This is a genomic window from Pseudomonas sp. OV226 (assembly GCF_003148705.1).
GTDB lineage: Bacteria > Pseudomonadota > Gammaproteobacteria > Pseudomonadales > Pseudomonadaceae > Aquipseudomonas.
The window spans coordinates 234,902-253,872 of record NZ_QGGS01000004.1 but is presented as its reverse complement, the minus strand read 5'-3'; the positions used below and the strand labels follow the sequence as shown (position 1 = coordinate 253,872).

Here is an 18,971-nt window from a genome sequence, read left to right as displayed (position 1 = left end):
TTCGGTATGCGCATTCAGTTGAACGGCGAATCCCTTGAACTGCCCGACGGTGAAACCGTTGCGGCCCTGCTGACCCGTCTGGAACTGACCGGACGCCGGGTAGCGGTCGAACTCAATCTGGATATCGTCCCGCGCAGTCAGCATGCCGGCACTGCACTGAACGACGGCGACAGCGTCGAAGTCGTTCACGCCATCGGCGGCGGCTAGTCTGCGCCCAGTCCGAAAGGGCAAGAATTCTGCAAGAACCTCACCCCTACAGAGGATTTCCCATGAGCATCGTTCGTAGCGACAAGCCTTTCGTCCTGGCCGGTCGTACTTACCAGTCGCGTTTGCTGGTCGGTACTGGCAAGTACCGTGACATGGAAGAAACCCGCCAGGCTATCGAAGCCTCGGGTGCCGAAATCGTCACCTTCGCCGTGCGCCGCACCAATCTGGGCCAGAACGAAGGCGAGCCGAACCTGCTCGATGTCCTGTCGCCGGATCGCTACACCTTCCTGCCGAACACCGCCGGTTGCTTCGACGCTGTCGAGGCCGTGCGCACCTGCCGCCTGGCTCGTGAACTGCTTGGCGGGCACAATCTGGTGAAGCTGGAGGTGCTGGCGGACCAGAAAACCCTGTTCCCCAACGTGATCGAAACCCTCAAGGCCGCCGAAGTGCTGGTCAAGGAAGGCTTCGACGTGATGGTGTACACCAGCGATGACCCGATCATCGCCCGTCAATTGGCGGAAATCGGCTGCATCGCGGTCATGCCGCTGGCCGGCCTGATCGGCACAGGCCTTGGGATCTGCAACCCGTACAACCTGCAGATCATCCTCGAAGAAGCCAAGATCCCGGTGCTGGTGGATGCCGGTGTCGGTACCGCGTCCGACGCCACCATCGCCATGGAACTGGGTTGCGAAGCCGTGCTGATGAACTCGGCCATCGCCCATGCCCAGCAGCCGGTCATGATGGCTGAAGCCATGAAACACGCCATCGTTGCAGGTCGTTTGGCCTACCTCGCCGGCCGCATGCCGAAAAAACTCTATGCCAGCGCCTCCTCGCCGCTGGATGGTCTGATCAAGTAAGAGCCATTGATGACTGAATCAAACGACACGCCAATCCAGACGGAAGAAGGCGAAGAGCGCCAACACCGCCGCATCAAGAGTTTTGTGATGCGCGCCGGGCGCATGACCGAAGGCCAGCAAAAAGGCCTGGAGCAGGGCACGCCGCTGTTTGTCTTGCCGTTGGCCGATGCGCCGGTGGACTTCGATCAAGTGTTCGGCCGTTCGGCGCCGCGCTCGCTGGAAATCGGTTTCGGCATGGGCCATTCGCTGCTGGAAATGGCTGCTGCCTCGCCGGAGCAGGATTTCATTGGCGTGGAAGTTCACCGTCCGGGTGTGGGTGCGCTGCTCAATGGCGTGCTGACTCAGGGCCTGACCAACCTGCGGGTCTACGATTGCGACGCGATTGAAGTGCTCAATCGCTGCATCGCCGACAACAGCCTCGATCGCCTGATGCTGTTTTTCCCGGACCCGTGGCACAAGAGCCGTCACCACAAGCGTCGTATCGTTCAGGCTTCGTTCGCTGAACTGGTACGCAGCAAGCTGAAGGTGGGCGGTGTGCTGCACATGGCTACCGATTGGGAGCCGTACGCCGAGTACATGCTGGAAGTGATGAACGTCGCGCCGGGTTATCGCAACCTCGCCGAAGACGGCAAGTGCGTTCCGCGCCCGGCCGAGCGTCCGATCACCAAGTTCGAACGCCGCGGCGAACGGCTTGGGCACGGCGTGTGGGACCTGAAGTTCGAGAAACAGTCCTAAGCCTTACGCAACAAACTGTGTGCGAGCCTGCTCGCGAAAGCTTCATGACATTCAACACTTCGTTGATTGTCAGGCCTTCGCAAACCGGGTGGCTCCCACCGTCGTTGTGTGTGGTGTTCAAGTTCAGTGGCGATCCGCCGACAACTCTACGCCCCCACTTGTAAAGGAAGACAGGTTTGAAAGCCCTCTTCGCCTGCACGTTGCTTTTGAGCCTGTTGGCCTCGACAGCCTGCGGCCCCGCCGTAACCCCCGATGAGTATTTTGCGCGCGCCCAGAAAGCGGCCGCGGATCTGCAGCGTAACGCCGATGAAATAATCAGGCTGGAGGCGGCAGGACAGCTCGATCTGACCAACAGGCCCGAGCAGTTGGAGAATGCAGAAAGTACCCTCGAAGTACTCGCAGATAATCTCAAGCGCGCATCTGATGGCGGGCACACGCTCGCGACGTACTTTCTGGCTAACCTGCAAAGCAATCCGATGTATTCCGGGCAGTCGCCGAAAGAGGCCTGCGGCCTTTACCAAAAAGCCATGGACCAAGGCTTGTTGGCAGCCGCCATTGGCTATTACAACGTGTGCGATCGGGCATACGAAAGGTTTGATCTGCACAACGCCGATCACCTGAAATACTTGCAAACACTGGAGCAGTTGCTTCAGAAACCCGACATAAAGGGCGGCGGCTATCCGTTGATGGCCACGCGTTCCCTATGTTTCCAGGACGTGAATGCACCATTGCCCCAGCAAGGCATCATGGAGGCTATGCAGGCCCGCGCCGCCGCGTTGCTGCTGACAGAAGCGCAATATCGCGCCGAGGCCAATTACATTCTGGCGCTGACACGCGTGAACAAAAATGACCGTCCCGATAGCCAGAATATTGTCTATCTGGATAAAGCCGAGGCATTGGGCTGCAAAGACTTTCTGGGGCTGAGCGCCATGATGCGCAACGCAGTCATGGCGGCAGAGGCTAAATAGAAGGCGTTGACGTCAGCGGCGGTCAGCCACGACACCAATCAGCACCAGCACCACCAGCAACACGGGGGCCAGGCTGTAGTTGTTGAACTGGCTCAAGCCGCGAACGATCCATGGCGTCGCGTAAATCAGCGCGGCGCCGCTGCCGATCATGCACAGCAGGGCCATCAGTGGCACGCGCAAGGCGCCGGCAATGCTGCCCAGCCGTTGCTCGACCCAACCTTTGAAGTCCGAACCAAACAGCACCAGCAGACAGCCCACCAAGGCCAAGGCGATTTCCGACAGGTTGCTGCGGCTCCAGCGGGACACGGTGGCGAGCAGGTCGAGTATCAAATCCATTCGTTTTCCCTTAAGGCTGAAATCAGCTCAGAAATGTCTGCAACAAGTCATTGAGAAACAGTTGTCCGCGCGTCGTGGCCGCCAGACGTGACGGTTCGACCTGCAACAAGCCACTTTGTTCGGCTTCGCGACGGTGTTCGGCAAGGCTTTCCAGGCTCAGCCCGGTGCGCTCCGGATACAGTCGCGATTCGACGCCCTCGGTCAGGCGCAACGCGTTCATCAGGAACTCGAACGGCATCTCATCGTTAGTCAGCGCCTTCTCGCCCGCCTTGAAGCTTTTGGCCGGATTGAGGTAATCCTTGGGCAAGCGTGTCTTCCAGGTGCGCACGATGCGCCCGTGCGGATGGCTGAGCTTGCCGTGGGCGCCCGCGCCAATACCGATGAAGTCGCCAAAGCTCCAGTAATTGAGGTTATGCCGCGCCGGGCGACCCGGCTGGGCATACGCCGACACTTCGTATTGCGCGTAACCGTGTTCGGCGAGCAGCGCCTGACCCGCTTCCTGAATGTCCCACAGGGTGTCGTCTTCCGGCAGTGTCGGTGGCTGGTTCCAGAACACCGTGTTCGGCTCCAGCGTCAGCTGATACCAGGATAAATGAGTCGGTTTCAGGGCGATGGCGGTACGCAGGTCGTTCAGGGCATCTTCCAGGGACTGATCGGGCAGGCCGTGCATCAAGTCCAGGTTGAAGTTATCGAACCCGGCCTGACGGGCCATGCCAGCGGCGCGTACCGCTTCGTCGCCGTTGTGAATCCGCCCCAGGGCCTTGAGTTTCTCTTCCTGAAAACTCTGGATGCCGATCGACAGGCGATTGATCCCCAGTTTCCGGTACGCCACGAACTTGTCTTGCTCGAACGTTCCCGGATTGGCTTCCAGGGTGATTTCGATGTCATGCGCAAACGGGATGCGTTGTTCCACGCCTTTGAGCAATCGGCCCAAGGCTTCGGCGCTGAACAGGCTTGGCGTGCCGCCACCGAAGAAGATCGAACTCAGTTCGCGGCCGTAAACCGCGTGCAAGTCTTCATCGAGGTCAGCCAGCAGCGCATCGACGTACTCTTCTTCCGGCAGCACCGGGCTGGCGGTATGGGAGTTGAAGTCGCAATAAGGGCATTTGCGCACACACCACGGAATGTGGATGTACAGCGCCAAGGGCGGGAGCACGGGCAGTGCCGCCCGTGGCGATTGGGCGTCACCGCCGAAGATCAGCGGCGACGCGGATGATTCACGGGTCATTTCAAGCCCAGACGCTGGCGCAGCAGATCCATTGCACGGGCGCGGTGACTGATCTGGTTCTTGTCGCTCGGGCTCAGTTCGGCGCTGGAGCAATCGCGCTCCGGCACCCAGAACAGCGGGTCATAGCCGAAACCGTGTTCACCGCTGGCCGCCGTCAGGATGCGCCCGTGCCACAGGCCTTCGCAGAGGATCGGCAACGGATCATCGGCGTGACGCACCAGTGCCAATACACAGACAAACTGCGCGCCGCGCTCGGCCTCGGGCACGTCTTTCAAGACGTCGAGCAGCTTGGCGTTGTTCGCCGCATCGCCCTTGCCATCGGCATAACGAGCCGAATAGATACCCGGCGCACCGCCGAGGAAATCCACTGCCAGCCCAGAGTCGTCGGCGAGCGCCGGCAGGCCGGAGATGCGCGCGGCGTTGCGGGCCTTGAGGATGGCGTTCTCGACGAACGACAGGCCGGTTTCTTCAGGTTCGACGCTGCTGAACTCGCCGATCGAGCGCAGTTGCACCGAGTCGCCGAGCATGGCCTGGAGTTCCTTGAGTTTGCCGGCGTTATGGCTGGCCAATACGAGTTGCGTGAAGTTGATCATTCGCCGGGGAATAGCTCTTGGTTGAAATTGATGGTGTTGATTTTGTCACCGTTCTGCACCTTGATTTCGAAGGTGCGGACTTCCTGCTGATCCACCGGGTATTGCGCGATGTAGTAGATCGCACCTTGTTCGGTGATTTGTTTGAATTGCAGGGGCACGCTCTGGCTGGTCAGGTCTTTGACCGTGCCGCTCACCTGCGCCACCAGCGGCTTGCCTTCCTTGATCACGGCAACATTGATCACGCCCTGGTTCTTGCTGCGGATCAACTCCGCCGATTTGGCGATGTCCGGTGTCAGGAATGTGGAGTTGAAGGTGTTGTAGTGCACCGTCACGTCGCCAAAGGTTTCCTGGCGATCGCCCTTGATGGCGTCCGCGGCCATGGCCGTGACGCTCAGGCAGGCAGTGAGTAGAAACAGCGCTAGACGACCCATATTCGTTCTCCTTGGAATGTCGTGGTTCAGACAGCGACCTTGTGATCCTGCAGCCCGGGGCTGCTGACGCGGTAAATACCGATCTCACCTAACAGATTAGGCCATAGCTTACTGGCCCACCCGTGCCGATGCTGTTGATCCACGGCAAGCCGATCAATGACCTTGGCTTCACGTTCGCGACACAACGCCTCAAAGTCTTCGAAGGTGCAGAAGTGGATGTTCGGCGTGTTGTACCAGGTGTACGGCAGAAACTCGGAGACCGGCATCCGGCCCTTGCTCGCCAGGTACCAGCGGCAGCGCCAGTGACCGAAGTTGGGGAAAGTGATGATGCACTGGCGCCCAACGCGCAGCATTTCGTCGAGGATCTTGTCCGGGTAATGCACGGCTTGCAGCGCCTGGGTCATGACCACGATGTCGAAGCTGTTGCTGGCAAAGTTGCCCAGGCCCTTGTCCAGGTCCTGCTCGATGACGTTGATGCCTTTGGCCACGCACTCGGCGATATTGTCCGGGTCGTTTTCCAGGCCATAGCCGGTGACTTGCTTGTGGTCGCGCAGCCAGGTCAGCAGTTCGCCATCGCCGCAGCCGAGGTCGAGCACGCGGCTGCCGGCGGGGATCCATTCCTGGATGATTTCCAGATCGGCTCTCATGTCTTCCTCAAAGCGAAATGCGGTTCATGTAGTTGCTGAAGGCTTGCAGGTAGCGCGGGATCGGAATCAGGAAGGCGTCGTGGCCTTGCGGGGCGTCGATCTCGAGGTAGCAGACGTCTTTTTTCGCGGCCATCAGCGCGTCCACCAGTTCCCGCGAGCGGGCAGGGGAGAAGCGCCAGTCGGTGGTGAACGACATCACGCAGAACTTGGCCTGGGCATTGGCGAAGGTTTTCGCCAGGTCATCATCAAAGTTCGCTGCCGGGTCGAAGTAGTCCAGCGCCTTGGTCATCAGCAGGTAGGTGTTGGCGTCGAAGCGCCCGGAGAACTCTTCGCCCTGATAGCGCAGGTAACTTTCGACCTGGAATTCCACGCTGTGAAAATCGTAGTTGAGCTTTTCGCTTTTCAGGCCACGGCCGAATTTTTCGCCCATCGAATCATCGGACAGGTAGGTGATGTGCCCGACCATCCGGGCCAGCATCAGACCGCGCTTGGGAATCACGCCGGCTTCCTGGAACGAACCGCCGTGGAATTCGGGGTCGGTGAGGATGGCCTGGCGCGCCACTTCGTTGAACGCGATGTTCTGCGCCGATAGCTTGGGGGCCGAGGCGATAGCCAGGCAGTGACGAATGCGGTCGGGGTAAGTGATGCTCCATTGCATAGCCTGCATGCCGCCAAGGCTGCCACCGATCACTGCTGCCCATTGGCCGATGCCGAGGCGGTCGGCCAGACGCGCCTGGCTGTGCACCCAGTCTTCCACGGTCAGCACCGGGAAATCGGCGCCGAAGGGCTTGCCGGTGTCCGGGTTGATGCTGCTCGGGCCTGTGGAACCGTTGCAACCACCAAGGTTGTTCAGGCTGACCACGAAGAATTTGGTGGTGTCGATCGGCTTGCCGGGCCCGATGCAGCTGTCCCACCAACCGGGTTTACGGTCGTCGGGGCTGTGAAAACCGGCAGCGTGGTGATGACCGGACAACGCATGGCAAATCAGCACGGCGTTGCTCGCCGTGGCATTCAGCGTGCCGTAGGTTTCGTAGATCAGGTCATAGGCTGGAAGCGAACGCCCGCAGGCCAGGGCCAGGGGTTCGCTGAAGTGCGCCACTTGCGGCGTCACCAGACCAACAGAATCGGGGGGAAAGGCAGTTGGCATCGACCCTGCTCTCGTTGAAATGAGGCGTAAGTCTAAAGACCGCTGCCCCTAGCAGCAAGCGACTACCCATGATCGTTCCCACGCTCTGCGTGGGAATGCCTCAATGGACGCTCCGCGTCTGCTTCGGCGGTGACGCGGAGCGTCACAGGCTGCATTCCCACGCGGAGCGTGGGAACGATCAAGGTCGGGCCAATCCGGGCAACTCCGGCAGCTTCTTCGGCGAACAGATCCGCACCCGTTTCTGCCGGTTCAGCTCACCGCTGATCAAACTCACCTGGCTCTTGGAGACCCCAAACGCCTTGGCCAGAAACGCCATCAGGTAAGCATTTGCCTTGCCTTCGACCGGTGGTGCGGTCAGGCGGATTTTCAGGCGATCCCCATGCAGCCCGCAGAAATCATCGCTGCGGGCGGCCGGTTGCAGGTGACACTCCAGAATCAGGTCGTCACCGTCCCAGCGGTAGTAGCTCATCAGATCAGGCCAAGCAGGCCCTGCGGCATGAACGCATAGAACGCAAGGCGCGGGATCAGCCAGCTTTGCAGCAGCTGGATCGCGATGAACGCGAAGATCGGCGAAATATCGAGGCCGCCCAGGTTCGGAATGATGCGGCGGAACGGCGCGAGTACCGGCTCAGTGATCTGGCCGACCAACTCAGCCCCCGGATTGTGGCTGCCCGGGGCGACCCAGGACAGAATCACGCTGATGATCATGGCGTAGAACAGCACATTCAAGAACAGCGAGAACAGCGCAATGATCGACCATGGCACCAACAGCAGCCAGTCAACGTCGAAGCCTTTGAGCGTGAGGATGACCGCCATCAGCAGCATCTGCAGGATCAGCGCCAGCACCAGCGACGACATGTCCAGCCCGAACATGCTCGGGATCACCCGGCGCAGTGGCTTGAGCAGCGGTTGGGTGGCTTTGACGATGAACTGGCAGAGCGGGTTGTAAAAATTCGCCCGGACCAGTTGCAGGATGAAGCGCAGCAGCACGATCAGCAGGTACAGGCTGCCCAAGGTTTTAATGATGAAAACGGCAGCGTCATTGAGTCCTAGCATTATTGAATCCTTTGTAAGAGCTGATTAGCGACCAAGTTGCTCAGCCATTTCGGCCGAGCGATGCGCGGCGGCGCCGAGTGCCGTTTCGACCAGGGCTTCGAAGCCGCCGGCCTGGAACGACTTGATCGCAGCTTCCGTGGTGCCCGCAGGCGACGTTACACGACGACGCAGTTCGGCGGCATCGACATCGCTGGCGACCGCCATGTGCGCGGCGCCCAGCGCGGTTTGCAGGGTGAGTTGTGCGGCGATGTCTGCTGGCAGGCCTAGCTTCACGCCCGTGGCGGTCATGGCTTCGATCAGCAGGAAAAAGTACGCCGGGCCGGAGCCGGACACCGCAGTGACGGCGTCCAGTTGCTGTTCTTCGTTGAGCCACAGGGCAATGCCGACAGCCGACAGCAACTCTTGGGCTTGCTGGCGTTGATCGGCGTTCACTTGGGCCGTGGCGAACAAACCACTCACGCCCTGACGCAGCAGCGCCGGGGTATTAGGCATGCAGCGCACGATCGGCTGGGCGCCGAGCCAGTTGTTCATGCTGGCGCAGGTGATGCCAGCGGCAATCGACACCACCAGTTGATTGGGCTTCAGGCTTGGGCGAATCGCTTCGCACACGGCTTTCATCGCCTGAGGTTTGACCGCCAGGACGACCACGTCGGCGTCTTGAATGGCGTCGGCATTGTCGGCGAATACTTCGATGCCGTGTTCGGCAGCGACCTTGGCGCGGGTTTCGGCACCGGGATCGCTGGCGCGGATCTGCGCAGCGTCCAGACCTTTGGCGCGCAGGCCGCCGATCAGGCTGGCGGCCATGTTGCCGGCACCGATAAAGGCAATACGGGTTTTGCTCATGTCAGGTCCTTATAAAGAGTGGTGTCAGCCAGGGTTTCAAGGCTGGCCGTAGTCGCGGGCGCCGAACAGGGCCGTACCAACGCGGACCCAGGTGGCGCCCATGGCAATGGCCGACTCAAGGTCGTGGCTCATGCCCATGGAAAGTGTGTCGAGCGGCAGGTTCAGGCTGGCTTGCAAGTGCTGCACGGCAGCAAAAGCGGCATCCTGGGCGGCGCGATCTTCAGTCGGCTCGGGAATTGCCATCAGCCCGCGCAGCTTTATGCGAGGCAAGGCGTTGATGGCATTGGCCAAGGCCGGCAGGTCGGCCGGGGTGCAGCCGGATTTGCTGGCTTCACCGCTGACGTTGACCTGGATGCAGATGTTCAGTGGCGGCAAATCGGCAGGGCGTTGTTCGGACAGGCGTTGTGCGATTTTCAAGCGATCCACGGAGTGCACCCAGTCGAAGTGCTCGGCGATAGCGCGAGTCTTGTTCGATTGAATGGGGCCGATGAAGTGCCAGATCAAGGGCAGGTCGGCCAGTTCGAGCTGTTTGCCCAAGGCTTCCTGCAGGTAATTCTCGCCAACGTCGCGCAGGCCGGCGGCATAGGCTTCACGCACGGCTTCGGCGGGTTTGGTCTTGCTCACGGCCAGCAGTTGAACGCTGTGCTCATCGCGCCCGGCAGCCAGGGCGGCGGCGCGGATGCGTGAACTAACCTGAGCAATGTTGTCTGCTATCGTGGACATTCAATGTGCGCCAGCGGTCTGAAGGTTCGCGGCATTCTACTGGAATTGAGGAGCGCTATGGATATCACTGAGCTGCTGGCTTTCAGCGCTAAACAGGGCGCATCCGACCTGCACTTGTCAGCTGGCCTGCCCCCGATGATCCGTGTCGACGGCGATGTACGGCGCATCAACCTGCCGGCCCTGGATCACAAACAGGTACAGGAACTGATCCACGACATCATGAACGACACCCAGCGGGTGGACTTCGAGAAACACCTGGAAACCGATTTCTCATTCGAAGTGCCTGGTGTGGCGCGTTTTCGGGTGAACGCGTTTAACCAGAACCGTGGCGCCGGGGCGGTGTTCAGGACCATTCCATCGAAGGTTCTGAGCATGGACGACCTCGGCATGGGCGAGGTGTTTCGCAAGATCACCGATGCGCCGCGCGGGCTGGTGCTGGTCACCGGGCCGACCGGTTCCGGCAAGTCCACCACGTTGGCGGCGATGATCGACTACCTGAACAGCCATCGCCATCACCACATCCTCACCATCGAAGACCCGATCGAGTTTGTCCACGAATCGCGCAAATGCCTGATCAACCAGCGCGAGGTGCATCGCGATACGCGCAGCTTTGCCACGGCCCTGCGCTCGGCCCTGCGCGAAGACCCGGACGTGATTCTGGTAGGGGAGATGCGGGACCTGGAGACCATTCGCCTGGCGCTGACCGCTGCCGAGACCGGGCATCTGGTGTTTGGCACGCTGCACACCACGTCAGCGGCGAAAACCATCGACCGGGTGGTGGATGTGTTTCCGGGGGATGAGAAGTCGATGGTGCGGTCGATGCTGTCGGAATCGTTGCTGGCGGTGGTGTCGCAGACACTGGTGAAGAAGATCGGCGGCGGGCGGATTGCGGCGCACGAGATCATGTTGGGTACGTCGGCGATCCGTAACCTGATCCGCGAGGACAAGGTGGCGCAGATGTACTCATCGATTCAGACGGGAGGATCGCTGGGGATGCAGACGCTGGATATGTGCTTGAAGGAGTTGGTGACCAAGGGCTTGATCAGTCGCGAGCATGCGCGGGATAAGGCGCGGTCGCCGGATAACTTCTGAGGAGGAGGTGATCGCTCCCACACAGAGCGTGGGAGTGATCATCCCGGGTCAGGCCCGGGATTTCATCAGCGCTGTACGACGCGCATCTGATTCGGTTCTTTTGGCAGAACCCGCTTGGCAACCACGTAGTGTTTTTCCCAGTACGGTTTCTTCAGCGTATCGATGCTCACCGACTTGCCACGGCGGGGCGCGTGGATGAAGCGGTCATTGCCCAGGTAGATGGCAACGTGATTGACTCGACGGCTTTTGATGTTGAAGAAAATCAGGTCGCCGGGCTTCAGTTCGTCGCGATCGACTTTCTCGCCATGACCGCTGGCCATGGCATTGGAAGTGCGCGGCAGGTCAAACGTAGCGTCGTTGAACGCGTATTTCACCAGGCCACTGCAATCGAACCCTTTACTTGGGCTACTGCCGCCCCAACGGTAGGGAGTACCGAGGACGTTGACGGCGCGGCTCAGCACATTGCTGCTTTCCTTGCTCGCCATCGGCGGTACAAGTTTGCTGTTGGCGTTGCTCGGTTCGCTCGACAGTTTTGCAGTTTGTTTGCTTTTGTTCGAAGGAGCAGAAGCATGGGATTTTGGGGTGTAACCATTAACGTTTGGAAGACGTTGCTCACGATTGGTGGCGTGGGCGGCCAGTGGCATCAAAAGGCAAATGGTTAGCCATGTCTTGAAAAATGGACGCATTAGGCAGGGCTCGAATGGGTGAACGCGCAACTTTATAACAGCTTTTTTTACCCTTCCGAGGCCGTTGGTCGATTCAACCTGGTGGCCATTTGAACCAAACAAGCGGCAGATTGACGCAATTGTCGGACAGAAGTCAGGTGCTATAAGGCTTTGACGGGACCCACGGTAGCATTTGCCATACGTCGGCTACCTGTAAAAAAGTCACAAAGATTTAAAGAATATTTCTCTATCGTGTGAATCGAGGTCATTCATGAACAGCTATCAACAGTCGGCCGCGCATCAGGATACTCACAGCAAAGTGATCGGGTATCTGCTGTGGATTTTTGGTTTTACCGGGGCCCACCGCTTCTATTACGGCAAGCCTGTGACCGGGACGATCTGGTTCTTCACCTTTGGTTTGCTGGGGATTGGCTGGCTGATCGACGTATTTCTGATCCCGGCTATGGACCGTGAAGCTGACCTTCGGTTCACCGCTGGGCCTATCGAGTACAACGTGGCGTGGATTCTGCTGACGTTTCTAGGGGTGTTCGGCGTGCACCGGATGTATCAGGGGAAGTGGATCAGCGGCTTGCTGTACCTGGTGACGGGCGGGTTGTTCTTTGTGGGGGTGCTGTATGACTTCTGGACACTGAATGACCAGGTTTCCGTGCGTAACGCTCAGAACAGAGGTGCTTTCCAGTAAGCCATCGCTGGCAAGCCATGCTCCTACAGGGTGTTCATACACAATCCCGTAGGAGCAAAGCTTGCTCGCGATTGTAGCCACGCGGTCTTATGCCTGGTGACTGATCCGCCCATCCACCAGGGTGTAACGCACTACGCCCGGCAGGCTATGCCCGATGAACGGGCAGTTTTCACCCTTGGACAACCAGGTTTCACCCGCCACCGTCGACGCTGTCGGGTCGAACAGCACGATGTCCGCCGGCCCGCCGACCGCCAAACGACCTGCCGGCAAGCGCAAGGCCTCGGCCGGGCCGGTGCTCAAGCGTGTCAGTAACGTCGGCAGGTCGAGCAAACCATCCTCCACCAGCGTCATCGCCAACGGCAGCAGCAATTCAACACTGCTGATGCCCGGCTCCGTGGCGCCGAACGGCGCCAGTTTGGCGTCCAGCTCGTGTGGCTGGTGATGGCTGGAAATGGCCGAGATCACACCCGATTTCACTGCCTCGCGCAGGCCATCGCGGTCGGCGCGGGTGCGTAGCGGTGGCTGGACGTGATAGAGGCTGCTGAAGTCGATCAAGGCTTCATCCGTCAGGATCAGCTGATACAGGGCGACATCGGCGGTCACCGGCAGCCCGCGGGCCTGGGCCTGGGCGATCAGGGCCACGCCGCGAGCGCTGGTGAGCTGGCTGAAGTGCGCGCGCACGCCGCTCTGCTCAACCAACAACAGATCGCGGGCCAGGGCCACGGTCTCCGCGGTTTCCGGTATGCCCGGCAAGCCGAGGAAACTGGCGGTCGGGCCTTCATGGGCCAGGCCACCTTCGGCCAGATCATGGTCCTGGGAATTGAAAATCACCGTGAGGTCGAATGTCGCCGCGTATTCCAGCGCCCGGCACAGGGTGCGGGTATTGCGAAAGCTCTCCAGGCCATTGCCGAAGGCCACGCAACCGGCATCGCGCAGCGCAACGAGCTCGGCAAGCTGTTCGCCGTCCAGGCCTTTGCTCAGGGCGCCAATCGGGAACACTTTGGTGTTGCCGGCTTCACGCGCGCGGTCGAGGATCAGTTCGGCCACGGCCGAAGTGTCCAGCACCGGTTTGGTTTTCGGCGGGCAGCACAGGCTGGTGACGCCACCGGCGGCTGCTGCGCGGGTTTCGCTGATGATCGAGCCTTTGCGGCTGTAACCCGGCTCGCGCAGGGCGACGTTCAGGTCAACCAGGCCGGGAGCAGCCACGAGGCCATGGGCGTCGATTGTGTCGACGGCGACAAAACCGGCTGGCGCAGCGCCAAGGGCGACGACTTTGCAGGCTTCAATGTGGATATCGGTTACTTGATCCAGCCCCGTGGCTGGATCGATCACGCGGGCGCCGAGAATACTGAGCTTCACTGGGCGTTCTCCTGCTCGAATTGACGTTGCGCAGTCTGCCCGCTCATGGCCATGGACAGCACGGCCATACGAATCGCAATACCGTAGGTGACCTGGTTGAGGATCACCGAGTGCGGGCCGTCGGCCACCGCCGACTCGATTTCCACCCCACGGTTGATCGGCCCCGGGTGCATGACGATGCAATCGGGCTTGGCCCCGGCCAGGCGTGCGGTGGTCAGGCCGAACAGGCGGTAGAACTCGCCTTCGCTCGGCAGCAGGCCGCCGGCCATGCGTTCGCGCTGCAGGCGCAGCATGATCACCACGTCGACGTCTTTCAGGCCTTCGGTCATGTCGGTGTAAACCTTCACGCCGTATTGCTCGATGCCGATGGGCAGCAGGGTTTTCGGCGCGATCACGCGGATGTCCGGGCAACCCAGGGTTTTCAGGGCCAGCATGTTCGAGCGCGCCACCCGCGAGTGCAGGATGTCGCCGACGATGGCCACCGAGAGATTTTCAAAACCACCCTTGTGCCGGCGGATGGTGAGCATGTCGAGCATGCCCTGCGTCGGGTGCGCGTGACGGCCGTCGCCGCCGTTGATGATTGCCACTTGCGGGCACACATGCTCGGCGATGAAGTGCGCGGCGCCGGAGTCGCCGTGGCGCACGACGAACATGTCGGCGGCCATGGCCTCCAGGTTGCGCAGGGTGTCGAGCAGGGTTTCGCCCTTGCTCGCCGACGAGGTCGACACGTTCAGGGTGATCACGTCCGCCGACAGCCGCTGGGCCGCCAGTTCGAAGGTGGTGCGAGTGCGGGTCGAGTTTTCGAAGAACACGTTGCACACGGTCTTGCCGCGCAGCAACGGGACTTTCTTCACGGCCCGGGCGCCGACTTCGAGGAACGAGTCAGCGGTGTCGAGGATTTCCGTCAGCAGCTCGCGGCGCAAACCGTCGAGCGAGAGGAAGTGGCGCAGCTGGCCCTGATCATTGAGCTGCAGCGGGCGCTTGGTATCTAGAGGCGTCATCGCGAGGGGACTCTCAATAGGGCGGATTAAAGGGCGAGGTCTTGCAGTTCAAGCTTGAGTTCGGGGCCGGAAAGCTTCACTCGTTCATGGGCGGCCAGCGACAGCGTCGCGCCAACCACGTTCGGGCGGATCGGCAGTTCGCTGGCGTCCAGGTCCAGCAGGCAGACCAGCGTTACGCTGGCCGGGCGGCCGTAGTCGAAGAGTTCGTTCATGGCAGCGCGGATGGTCCGGCCGCTCATGAGCACGTCGTCGATCAGCACCAGATGCTGGCCTTCGATCTCGAATGGCAGTGCCGACGGGCGAACCTGTGGGTGCAGGCCGTTCTGGCTGAAGTCGTCGCGGTAGAAGGACACGTCCAGCGTACCGAGCGGCGAATCGCTGCCCAGTTCTTCGAGCAACGCCTGGGCGACCCAGACGCCGCCGGTACGGATACCGATATAACGCGGTTCGCTGATGCCACGGTGTTCCAGGTGTGCCTTGAGACGGATCGCCATCTGGCTGATCAGTTCGGCGGGATTGGGCAGGCTCATGGTTGCTCCTTCTTGGGCCCGAGCCGGGTTCTGCGGGTGTGACGCCTGGCTCGGGTTGTCGCTAAGTAGAGACGCTTGCTGCGCCTCTTCAGGATTCGAACAATGCGGTGTTTTCGTCGAGCCAGCCTTGCAGCAGCAGGGCGGCGGCGATGGCGTCCACCGGGTTGTCGCGGTAACTGCCTTTTTGCCCGCCACGATCACGTCGTTCGCCTTTGGCTTCAAACGTGGTCAGGCGTTCATCGTGGGTATAGAAAGGCAGGTTGTAGCGGCCGTTGAGACGGCGGGCGAATTTTTCCGCGCGCAGGCACATGTCGCTTTGGGTGCCATCCATGTTCAAGGGCAGGCCCACCACCACTGCGTCGGGTTTCCATTCTTTGATCAGGGCTTCGACCTGATTCCAGTCCGGAACGCCGTTCTGCGCTTTCAACGTACACAACTCGCGGGCCTGGCCGGTAATCACCTGCCCGACCGCGACGCCGATCTGTTTGGTGCCGTAGTCGAAACCCAATATCAGGCGCAGGGCCATCAGGCGTGCCCCGCCTGGCTGGTGAGCAGGCTGAGGTTGACGCCCAGATGCTTGGCCGCCGCTTCCAGACGCAATTCGCTGCTGGTGTTGAACAGGATGTCGGCGTCGAACGGGCAGGTCAGCCAGGCGTTCTGAGCCAGTTCGGCGTCCAGTTGCCCGGCTTCCCAACCGGCGTAGCCGAGGGCAATCAGGCTTTTCGCCGGGCCGACACCGTCGGCAATGGCAAACAGTACGTCTTGAGAGGTGGACAGGGACAGATCGCCTTCCAGATCAACGGTCGCCTGATAACTCTGCCCTTTGGGGTGCAGGACAAAACCGCGATCCGTCTGCACCGGGCCGCCGATGAAAATCGGCACATGCCGGCACAGCGGTGGGGGCTCGATGTCCGGGCGCAGTTGCTCAAGGATCTCGGCCAGGTTCAGGTCTTGCGGGCGGTTGATCACCAGCCCCATGGCACCATTGGCCGTGTGCTCGACGATGTAGGTCAAGGTGTGCGCAAAGTTCGGGTCGGCCATGTGAGGCATGGCGATCAGGAAGTGATGCTTGAGGTAGCTGGGGCTGACATTCTTCATGAGCGCTAGTGTGGCGTTGGAGGGGCGAACTGACAAGCTGGGGATGCACGGGAAATGCCCCGATTTTCCCCGGCAACAGAGATCATTGTGGGAGCGGGCCTGCCCGCGAAGGCGTCAGGTCGGTCGATATTTATGCTGAATGTGCCGACCTCTTCGCGGGCAAGCCCGCTCCCACAGGGGGATATGCAGTGTTCAATTGCTCGAGAGGCGGTCGCCGCGGGCAAATTTCCAGGTGCGGATGATTTCCAGGCGGTCGATGTCCGACAGATCCCCGGTAAACGGCGCAAACGGGGCCGCGAGCCGCACGATCCGCTGTGCCGCCTGATCCAGCAGCGGCTGCCCGGACGACTCCAGCACCAGCACTTCATACAACGAGCCGTCCCGGTTGATCGAAACCATCAAGCGCAAATTGCCGTAAATCTGCTTGCGTCGGGCTTCGTCGGGGTAATTGAGGTTGCCGATGCGCTCGACCTTCTTGCGCCATTCGTCCTTATACCAGGCGCCTTTGTCGCGCATGGTCGAAGCCGCGCTCAAGCGGTGAATGCGCGGGCGCTTGGCGTACAGCTGTTGTTCATTGGCCAGTTCCGCTTCGAGGCTGGCGATGTCGCTGGACAGCTGGGCACTGTCAAACGTCGGCGCGGCCACGGCAGGCTTGGCCTGTGGCTTGACCTCTTCGTTCTTGGCCGGCGCTTTTTTAGGTTGGGGTGCGACGGTAGTCACGGCTGCCTTGGGCGCTGCTTCCTGTACTTCAGGCTTGGCGGCGGGCGGTGGCGTGACTTTCTGCACTTTGTTGTCCTGGAACGGCGCGACCTCGGTGGTCTTGGGAATCGCTTTTTTATCCAGGGTGCCGCTGCCTTGCTGATTTTCCTGGGCGAGGAAATCGGCTTTTTCGGGCTTCTTTTCGCTTTTGAAGGTGGCGAGGGTGATTTCCAGGGTTTTGCTGATGGTTTTGGGTTCGACCATCGTAAAGCCGACGCCCAACAGCAAGGCCAGGTGAATCAACGCCGCGAGAAACAGGGTAAAACCGAGGCGATCGGCCGGGCGCACGCCACGATGGGCGAGTTCAGCAGGCAGATCGGACGGGAGGGTCATGGCAAGAAAACCAACATCGCGTTTTTCACAGGCCGCGCATGATAACGCAATGTTGGGGGTCCTTAGACTGTTCTATATCAGCGAGCCTTGAGCTTCTGATCGATGGCATCCATCAGCAGGCCGCCGATGTCGGTGCCAAAGGCGTTATCGATTTCGCGGATGCAGGTCGGGCTGGTGACGTTGATTTCGGTCAGATGCTCGCCGATCACGTCCAGGCCAACAAACAAAAGACCTTTTTCACGCAGGGTAGGGCCCACTTGTGCCGCGATCCAGCGATCCTTCTCGGTCAATGGACGGGCTTCGCCACGACCACCGGCGGCGAGGTTGCCACGGGTTTCTCCGGCGGCCGGAATGCGCGCCAGGCAGTAATCCACCGGCTCGCCGTCGATCATCAGGATGCGTTTGTCGCCGTCCTTGATCGCCGGCAGGTACGCCTGGCCCATGATCTGCTGGGCGCCCAGCGCCGTCAGGGTTTCCAGGATCACCGACAGGTTCGGATCACCAGCGCGATGACGGAAGATCGACGTGCCACCCATGCCGTCCAGCGGCTTGAGGATCACGTCGCCGTGCTTGGCGGCGAATTCACGCAGCACATCGGCGCGACGGCTGACCACGGTCGGCGGCGTGCATTGCGGGAACAGCGTGGCGAACAGTTTTTCGTTGCAGTCACGCAGGCTCTGCGGCTTGTTGACCACCAGCACGCCGGCGCTTTCGGCTTGTTCCAGCAAATAGGTGGAGTAAACGAACTCCATGTCGAACGGTGGATCCTTGCGCATCAGGATCACGTTCAGATCGCTGAGCGGCGCATCGCTCTCGGCGCCCAGTTCGAACCATTTTTCCGGGTTGGCGAACACTTGCAGCGGACGCATCCGCGCGCGAGCCTGGCCTTCGCCCTGGTACAAATCGCGCTGTTCCATATAGAACAGTTCCCAGCCGCGCTTCTGCGCGGCCAGCAGCATGGCCAGCGAGCTATCCTTTTTATAGGAGATGCTGGCAATGGGGTCCATGACAATCCCGACGCGAACGCTCATGGGTTTTTCCTCGAATTTGGGTGGTCCGAATGGACATGAAAAAGTGGCGTCAGAGTGGCGCTGAGTGTGTTCCCGGTCAAGGAAAAACCATCGTGCAAGTCGGCCGATAGATTGGTTTTGGAGACTGTGCTAAAAAGGCTGCCATGTCATGCTGGCCCTTGAGTATCAAGGGTTTCGAGCGCAAACGGACAATTTGTTTCGCAAAGGCGACGGTAGAGCATTTATGGATCAGCATTCCAGCGCCTTGAAGGTCATGGTGATCGACGATTCGAAGACGATTCGTCGCACCGCCGAAACGCTGTTGAAGAATGTGGGTTGTGAAGTCATTACGGCCATCGACGGTTTCGATGCGCTGGCCAAGATTGCCGATAACCATCCCGGCATCATCTTTGTCGACATCATGATGCCGCGTCTGGATGGCTATCAGACCTGCGCTTTAATCAAGAACAATAGTGCGTTCAAGTCCACGCCAGTGATTATGCTGTCGTCCAAGGACGGGCTGTTCGACAAGGCCAAGGGGCGCATCGTTGGCTCCGACCAGTTTTTGACCAAGCCTTTCAGCAAGGAAGAACTGCTGAACGCGATCCAGGCCCATGTTCCGGGCTTCGCCGCCGTTTTGCCGCAGTAGG

25 protein-coding genes are annotated in these 18,971 nt (G+C 60.4%); 7 read left to right on the top strand and 18 right to left on the bottom strand.

Annotation, left to right across the window (positions count from 1 at the left end):
- Positions 1-6: 6 nt before the first annotated feature.
- From thiS to C7534_RS09705, 4 genes are all read left to right on the top strand, one after another.
- Entirely contained in the window at positions 7-207 is a 201-nt protein-coding gene (thiS, locus tag C7534_RS09720; RefSeq protein WP_175648963.1) for a sulfur carrier protein ThiS, read from the top strand.
- A gap of 62 nt (positions 208-269) precedes the next feature.
- The gene (locus C7534_RS09715; protein WP_109785632.1) at positions 270-1,064 is read left to right on the top strand and encodes a thiazole synthase; all 795 of its coding nucleotides are present in this window, start codon (positions 270-272) and stop codon (positions 1,062-1,064) included.
- A 9-nt stretch (positions 1,065-1,073) separates the two neighbouring features.
- Positions 1,074-1,799, top strand: coding sequence for a tRNA (guanosine(46)-N7)-methyltransferase TrmB (trmB, locus tag C7534_RS09710; RefSeq protein ID WP_046029724.1), 726 nt, complete (start codon positions 1,074-1,076; stop codon positions 1,797-1,799).
- Between the two features lie 176 nt (positions 1,800-1,975).
- Entirely contained in the window at positions 1,976-2,767 is a 792-nt protein-coding gene (locus C7534_RS09705; RefSeq protein ID WP_046029726.1) for a hypothetical protein, read from the top strand.
- A 12-nt stretch (positions 2,768-2,779) separates the two neighbouring features.
- On the opposite strand, the gene C7534_RS09700 is transcribed toward C7534_RS09705, so the two are convergent.
- The 10 genes from C7534_RS09700 to C7534_RS09655 all read right to left on the bottom strand — a co-directional run bounded on the left by C7534_RS09700 (position 2,780) and on the right by C7534_RS09655 (position 9,771).
- Positions 2,780-3,103: a DUF3392 domain-containing protein gene (locus C7534_RS09700; RefSeq protein WP_046029728.1), complete on the bottom strand. Its 324-nt coding sequence runs from the start codon at positions 3,101-3,103 to the stop codon at positions 2,780-2,782.
- Positions 3,104-3,125: 22 nt separating this feature from the next.
- Positions 3,126-4,331, bottom strand: a complete 1,206-nt coding sequence (hemW, locus tag C7534_RS09695) for a radical SAM family heme chaperone HemW (protein ID WP_109785631.1) — start codon at positions 4,329-4,331, stop codon at positions 3,126-3,128.
- Positions 4,328-4,924, bottom strand: a complete 597-nt coding sequence (rdgB, locus tag C7534_RS09690; RefSeq protein ID WP_109785630.1) for an RdgB/HAM1 family non-canonical purine NTP pyrophosphatase — start codon at positions 4,922-4,924, stop codon at positions 4,328-4,330. The genes hemW and rdgB overlap by 4 nt, the downstream gene beginning before the upstream one ends.
- Complete coding sequence (locus C7534_RS09685; protein WP_109785629.1) at positions 4,921-5,355, bottom strand: DUF4426 domain-containing protein; 435 nt, start codon at positions 5,353-5,355, stop codon at positions 4,921-4,923. Before C7534_RS09685 ends, rdgB begins: the two co-directional genes overlap by 4 nt.
- A 26-nt stretch (positions 5,356-5,381) precedes the next feature.
- The gene (gene metW / locus C7534_RS09680; RefSeq protein WP_046029734.1) at positions 5,382-6,002 is read right to left on the bottom strand and encodes a methionine biosynthesis protein MetW; all 621 of its coding nucleotides are present in this window, start codon (positions 6,000-6,002) and stop codon (positions 5,382-5,384) included.
- A 7-nt stretch (positions 6,003-6,009) separates the two neighbouring features.
- Positions 6,010-7,149, bottom strand: coding sequence for a homoserine O-succinyltransferase MetX (gene metX, locus C7534_RS09675; protein ID WP_109785628.1), 1,140 nt, complete (start codon positions 7,147-7,149; stop codon positions 6,010-6,012).
- A 178-nt stretch (positions 7,150-7,327) separates the two neighbouring features.
- Positions 7,328-7,618, bottom strand: a complete 291-nt coding sequence (locus C7534_RS09670) for a DUF167 domain-containing protein (protein ID WP_109785627.1) — start codon at positions 7,616-7,618, stop codon at positions 7,328-7,330.
- Complete coding sequence (locus tag C7534_RS09665; RefSeq protein WP_046029737.1) at positions 7,618-8,205, bottom strand: YggT family protein; 588 nt, start codon at positions 8,203-8,205, stop codon at positions 7,618-7,620. The genes C7534_RS09670 and C7534_RS09665 overlap by 1 nt, the downstream gene beginning before the upstream one ends.
- A gap of 24 nt (positions 8,206-8,229) precedes the next feature.
- Positions 8,230-9,048 carry a pyrroline-5-carboxylate reductase gene (proC, locus tag C7534_RS09660; RefSeq protein ID WP_109785626.1) on the bottom strand — a complete coding sequence of 273 codons (819 nt, stop codon included), beginning with the start codon at positions 9,046-9,048 and terminating at the stop codon, positions 8,230-8,232.
- A 36-nt stretch (positions 9,049-9,084) separates the two neighbouring features.
- Positions 9,085-9,771 (bottom strand): YggS family pyridoxal phosphate-dependent enzyme, encoded by a 687-nt coding sequence (locus tag C7534_RS09655; RefSeq protein ID WP_046029739.1) that lies wholly within the window; start codon positions 9,769-9,771, stop codon positions 9,085-9,087.
- 57 nt (positions 9,772-9,828) lie between these two features.
- On the opposite strand from C7534_RS09655, the gene C7534_RS09650 reads away from it, so the two are divergent.
- Positions 9,829-10,863, top strand: coding sequence for a type IV pilus twitching motility protein PilT (locus C7534_RS09650; RefSeq protein WP_046029740.1), 1,035 nt, complete (start codon positions 9,829-9,831; stop codon positions 10,861-10,863).
- Between the two features lie 65 nt (positions 10,864-10,928).
- Here C7534_RS09650 and C7534_RS09645 read toward each other — a convergent pair whose 3' ends face one another.
- Positions 10,929-11,549 (bottom strand): C40 family peptidase, encoded by a 621-nt coding sequence (locus tag C7534_RS09645; RefSeq protein WP_046029741.1) that lies wholly within the window; start codon positions 11,547-11,549, stop codon positions 10,929-10,931.
- A gap of 250 nt (positions 11,550-11,799) precedes the next feature.
- On the opposite strand from C7534_RS09645, the gene C7534_RS09640 reads away from it, so the two are divergent.
- Positions 11,800-12,231, top strand: a complete 432-nt coding sequence (locus C7534_RS09640) for an NINE protein (protein WP_046029742.1) — start codon at positions 11,800-11,802, stop codon at positions 12,229-12,231.
- Between the two features lie 87 nt (positions 12,232-12,318).
- Here the strand turns inward: C7534_RS09640 and C7534_RS09635 are convergent, their stop codons facing one another.
- The 7 genes from C7534_RS09635 to gshB form a co-directional block, all read right to left on the bottom strand.
- Positions 12,319-13,590 carry a dihydroorotase gene (locus C7534_RS09635; protein ID WP_109785625.1) on the bottom strand — a complete coding sequence of 424 codons (1,272 nt, stop codon included), beginning with the start codon at positions 13,588-13,590 and terminating at the stop codon, positions 12,319-12,321.
- A complete protein-coding gene (locus tag C7534_RS09630; protein WP_046029744.1) occupies positions 13,587-14,591 on the bottom strand; it encodes an aspartate carbamoyltransferase catalytic subunit in 1,005 nt (334 codons plus the stop codon). Before C7534_RS09630 ends, C7534_RS09635 begins: the two co-directional genes overlap by 4 nt.
- 26 nt (positions 14,592-14,617) lie before the next feature.
- Positions 14,618-15,121 (bottom strand): bifunctional pyr operon transcriptional regulator/uracil phosphoribosyltransferase PyrR, encoded by a 504-nt coding sequence (gene pyrR, locus C7534_RS09625; RefSeq protein ID WP_046029746.1) that lies wholly within the window; start codon positions 15,119-15,121, stop codon positions 14,618-14,620.
- An 88-nt stretch (positions 15,122-15,209) separates the two neighbouring features.
- Positions 15,210-15,647 carry a Holliday junction resolvase RuvX gene (gene ruvX, locus C7534_RS09620; RefSeq protein ID WP_109785624.1) on the bottom strand — a complete coding sequence of 146 codons (438 nt, stop codon included), beginning with the start codon at positions 15,645-15,647 and terminating at the stop codon, positions 15,210-15,212.
- Entirely contained in the window at positions 15,647-16,219 is a 573-nt protein-coding gene (locus C7534_RS09615) for a YqgE/AlgH family protein (protein ID WP_046029751.1), read from the bottom strand. The genes ruvX and C7534_RS09615 overlap by 1 nt, the downstream gene beginning before the upstream one ends.
- 192 nt (positions 16,220-16,411) lie before the next feature.
- Entirely contained in the window at positions 16,412-17,311 is a 900-nt protein-coding gene (locus C7534_RS09605; protein ID WP_077431107.1) for an energy transducer TonB, read from the bottom strand.
- A 77-nt stretch (positions 17,312-17,388) separates the two neighbouring features.
- Complete coding sequence (gshB, locus tag C7534_RS09600) at positions 17,389-18,342, bottom strand: glutathione synthase (RefSeq protein WP_046029757.1); 954 nt, start codon at positions 18,340-18,342, stop codon at positions 17,389-17,391.
- Positions 18,343-18,565: 223 nt separating this feature from the next.
- Here gshB and pilG point away from each other — a divergent pair, with 223 nt between their 5' ends.
- Positions 18,566-18,970: a twitching motility response regulator PilG gene (pilG, locus tag C7534_RS09595; protein WP_027926573.1), complete on the top strand. Its 405-nt coding sequence runs from the start codon at positions 18,566-18,568 to the stop codon at positions 18,968-18,970.
- Position 18,971 lies beyond the last annotated feature (1 nt).

Coding starts and splice junctions, on each gene's coding strand:
- C7534_RS09615 (WP_046029751.1), bottom strand. CDS start 16,219: ATGAAGAATGTCAGCCCCAGCTACCTCAAGCATCACTTCCTGATCGCC.
- metX (WP_109785628.1), bottom strand. CDS start 7,149: ATGCCAACTGCCTTTCCCCCCGATTCTGTTGGTCTGGTGACGCCGCAA.
- gshB (WP_046029757.1), bottom strand. CDS start 18,342: ATGAGCGTTCGCGTCGGGATTGTCATGGACCCCATTGCCAGCATCTCC.
- ruvX (WP_109785624.1), bottom strand. CDS start 15,647: ATGGCCCTGCGCCTGATATTGGGTTTCGACTACGGCACCAAACAGATC.
- hemW (WP_109785631.1), bottom strand. CDS start 4,331: ATGACCCGTGAATCATCCGCGTCGCCGCTGATCTTCGGCGGTGACGCC.
- C7534_RS09605 (WP_077431107.1), bottom strand. CDS start 17,311: ATGACCCTCCCGTCCGATCTGCCTGCTGAACTCGCCCATCGTGGCGTG.
- pilG (WP_027926573.1), top strand. CDS start 18,566: ATGGATCAGCATTCCAGCGCCTTGAAGGTCATGGTGATCGACGATTCG.
- C7534_RS09630 (WP_046029744.1), bottom strand. CDS start 14,591: ATGACGCCTCTAGATACCAAGCGCCCGCTGCAGCTCAATGATCAGGGC.
- trmB (WP_046029724.1), top strand. CDS start 1,074: ATGACTGAATCAAACGACACGCCAATCCAGACGGAAGAAGGCGAAGAG.
- C7534_RS09655 (WP_046029739.1), bottom strand. CDS start 9,771: ATGTCCACGATAGCAGACAACATTGCTCAGGTTAGTTCACGCATCCGC.
- C7534_RS09665 (WP_046029737.1), bottom strand. CDS start 8,205: ATGCTAGGACTCAATGACGCTGCCGTTTTCATCATTAAAACCTTGGGC.
- C7534_RS09640 (WP_046029742.1), top strand. CDS start 11,800: ATGAACAGCTATCAACAGTCGGCCGCGCATCAGGATACTCACAGCAAA.
- C7534_RS09650 (WP_046029740.1), top strand. CDS start 9,829: ATGGATATCACTGAGCTGCTGGCTTTCAGCGCTAAACAGGGCGCATCC.
- metW (WP_046029734.1), bottom strand. CDS start 6,002: ATGAGAGCCGATCTGGAAATCATCCAGGAATGGATCCCCGCCGGCAGC.
- C7534_RS09645 (WP_046029741.1), bottom strand. CDS start 11,549: ATGCGTCCATTTTTCAAGACATGGCTAACCATTTGCCTTTTGATGCCA.
- rdgB (WP_109785630.1), bottom strand. CDS start 4,924: ATGATCAACTTCACGCAACTCGTATTGGCCAGCCATAACGCCGGCAAA.
- C7534_RS09685 (WP_109785629.1), bottom strand. CDS start 5,355: ATGGGTCGTCTAGCGCTGTTTCTACTCACTGCCTGCCTGAGCGTCACG.
- proC (WP_109785626.1), bottom strand. CDS start 9,048: ATGAGCAAAACCCGTATTGCCTTTATCGGTGCCGGCAACATGGCCGCC.
- C7534_RS09715 (WP_109785632.1), top strand. CDS start 270: ATGAGCATCGTTCGTAGCGACAAGCCTTTCGTCCTGGCCGGTCGTACT.
- C7534_RS09670 (WP_109785627.1), bottom strand. CDS start 7,618: ATGAGCTACTACCGCTGGGACGGTGACGACCTGATTCTGGAGTGTCAC.
- pyrR (WP_046029746.1), bottom strand. CDS start 15,121: ATGAGCCTGCCCAATCCCGCCGAACTGATCAGCCAGATGGCGATCCGT.
- thiS (WP_175648963.1), top strand. CDS start 7: ATGCGCATTCAGTTGAACGGCGAATCCCTTGAACTGCCCGACGGTGAA.
- C7534_RS09700 (WP_046029728.1), bottom strand. CDS start 3,103: ATGGATTTGATACTCGACCTGCTCGCCACCGTGTCCCGCTGGAGCCGC.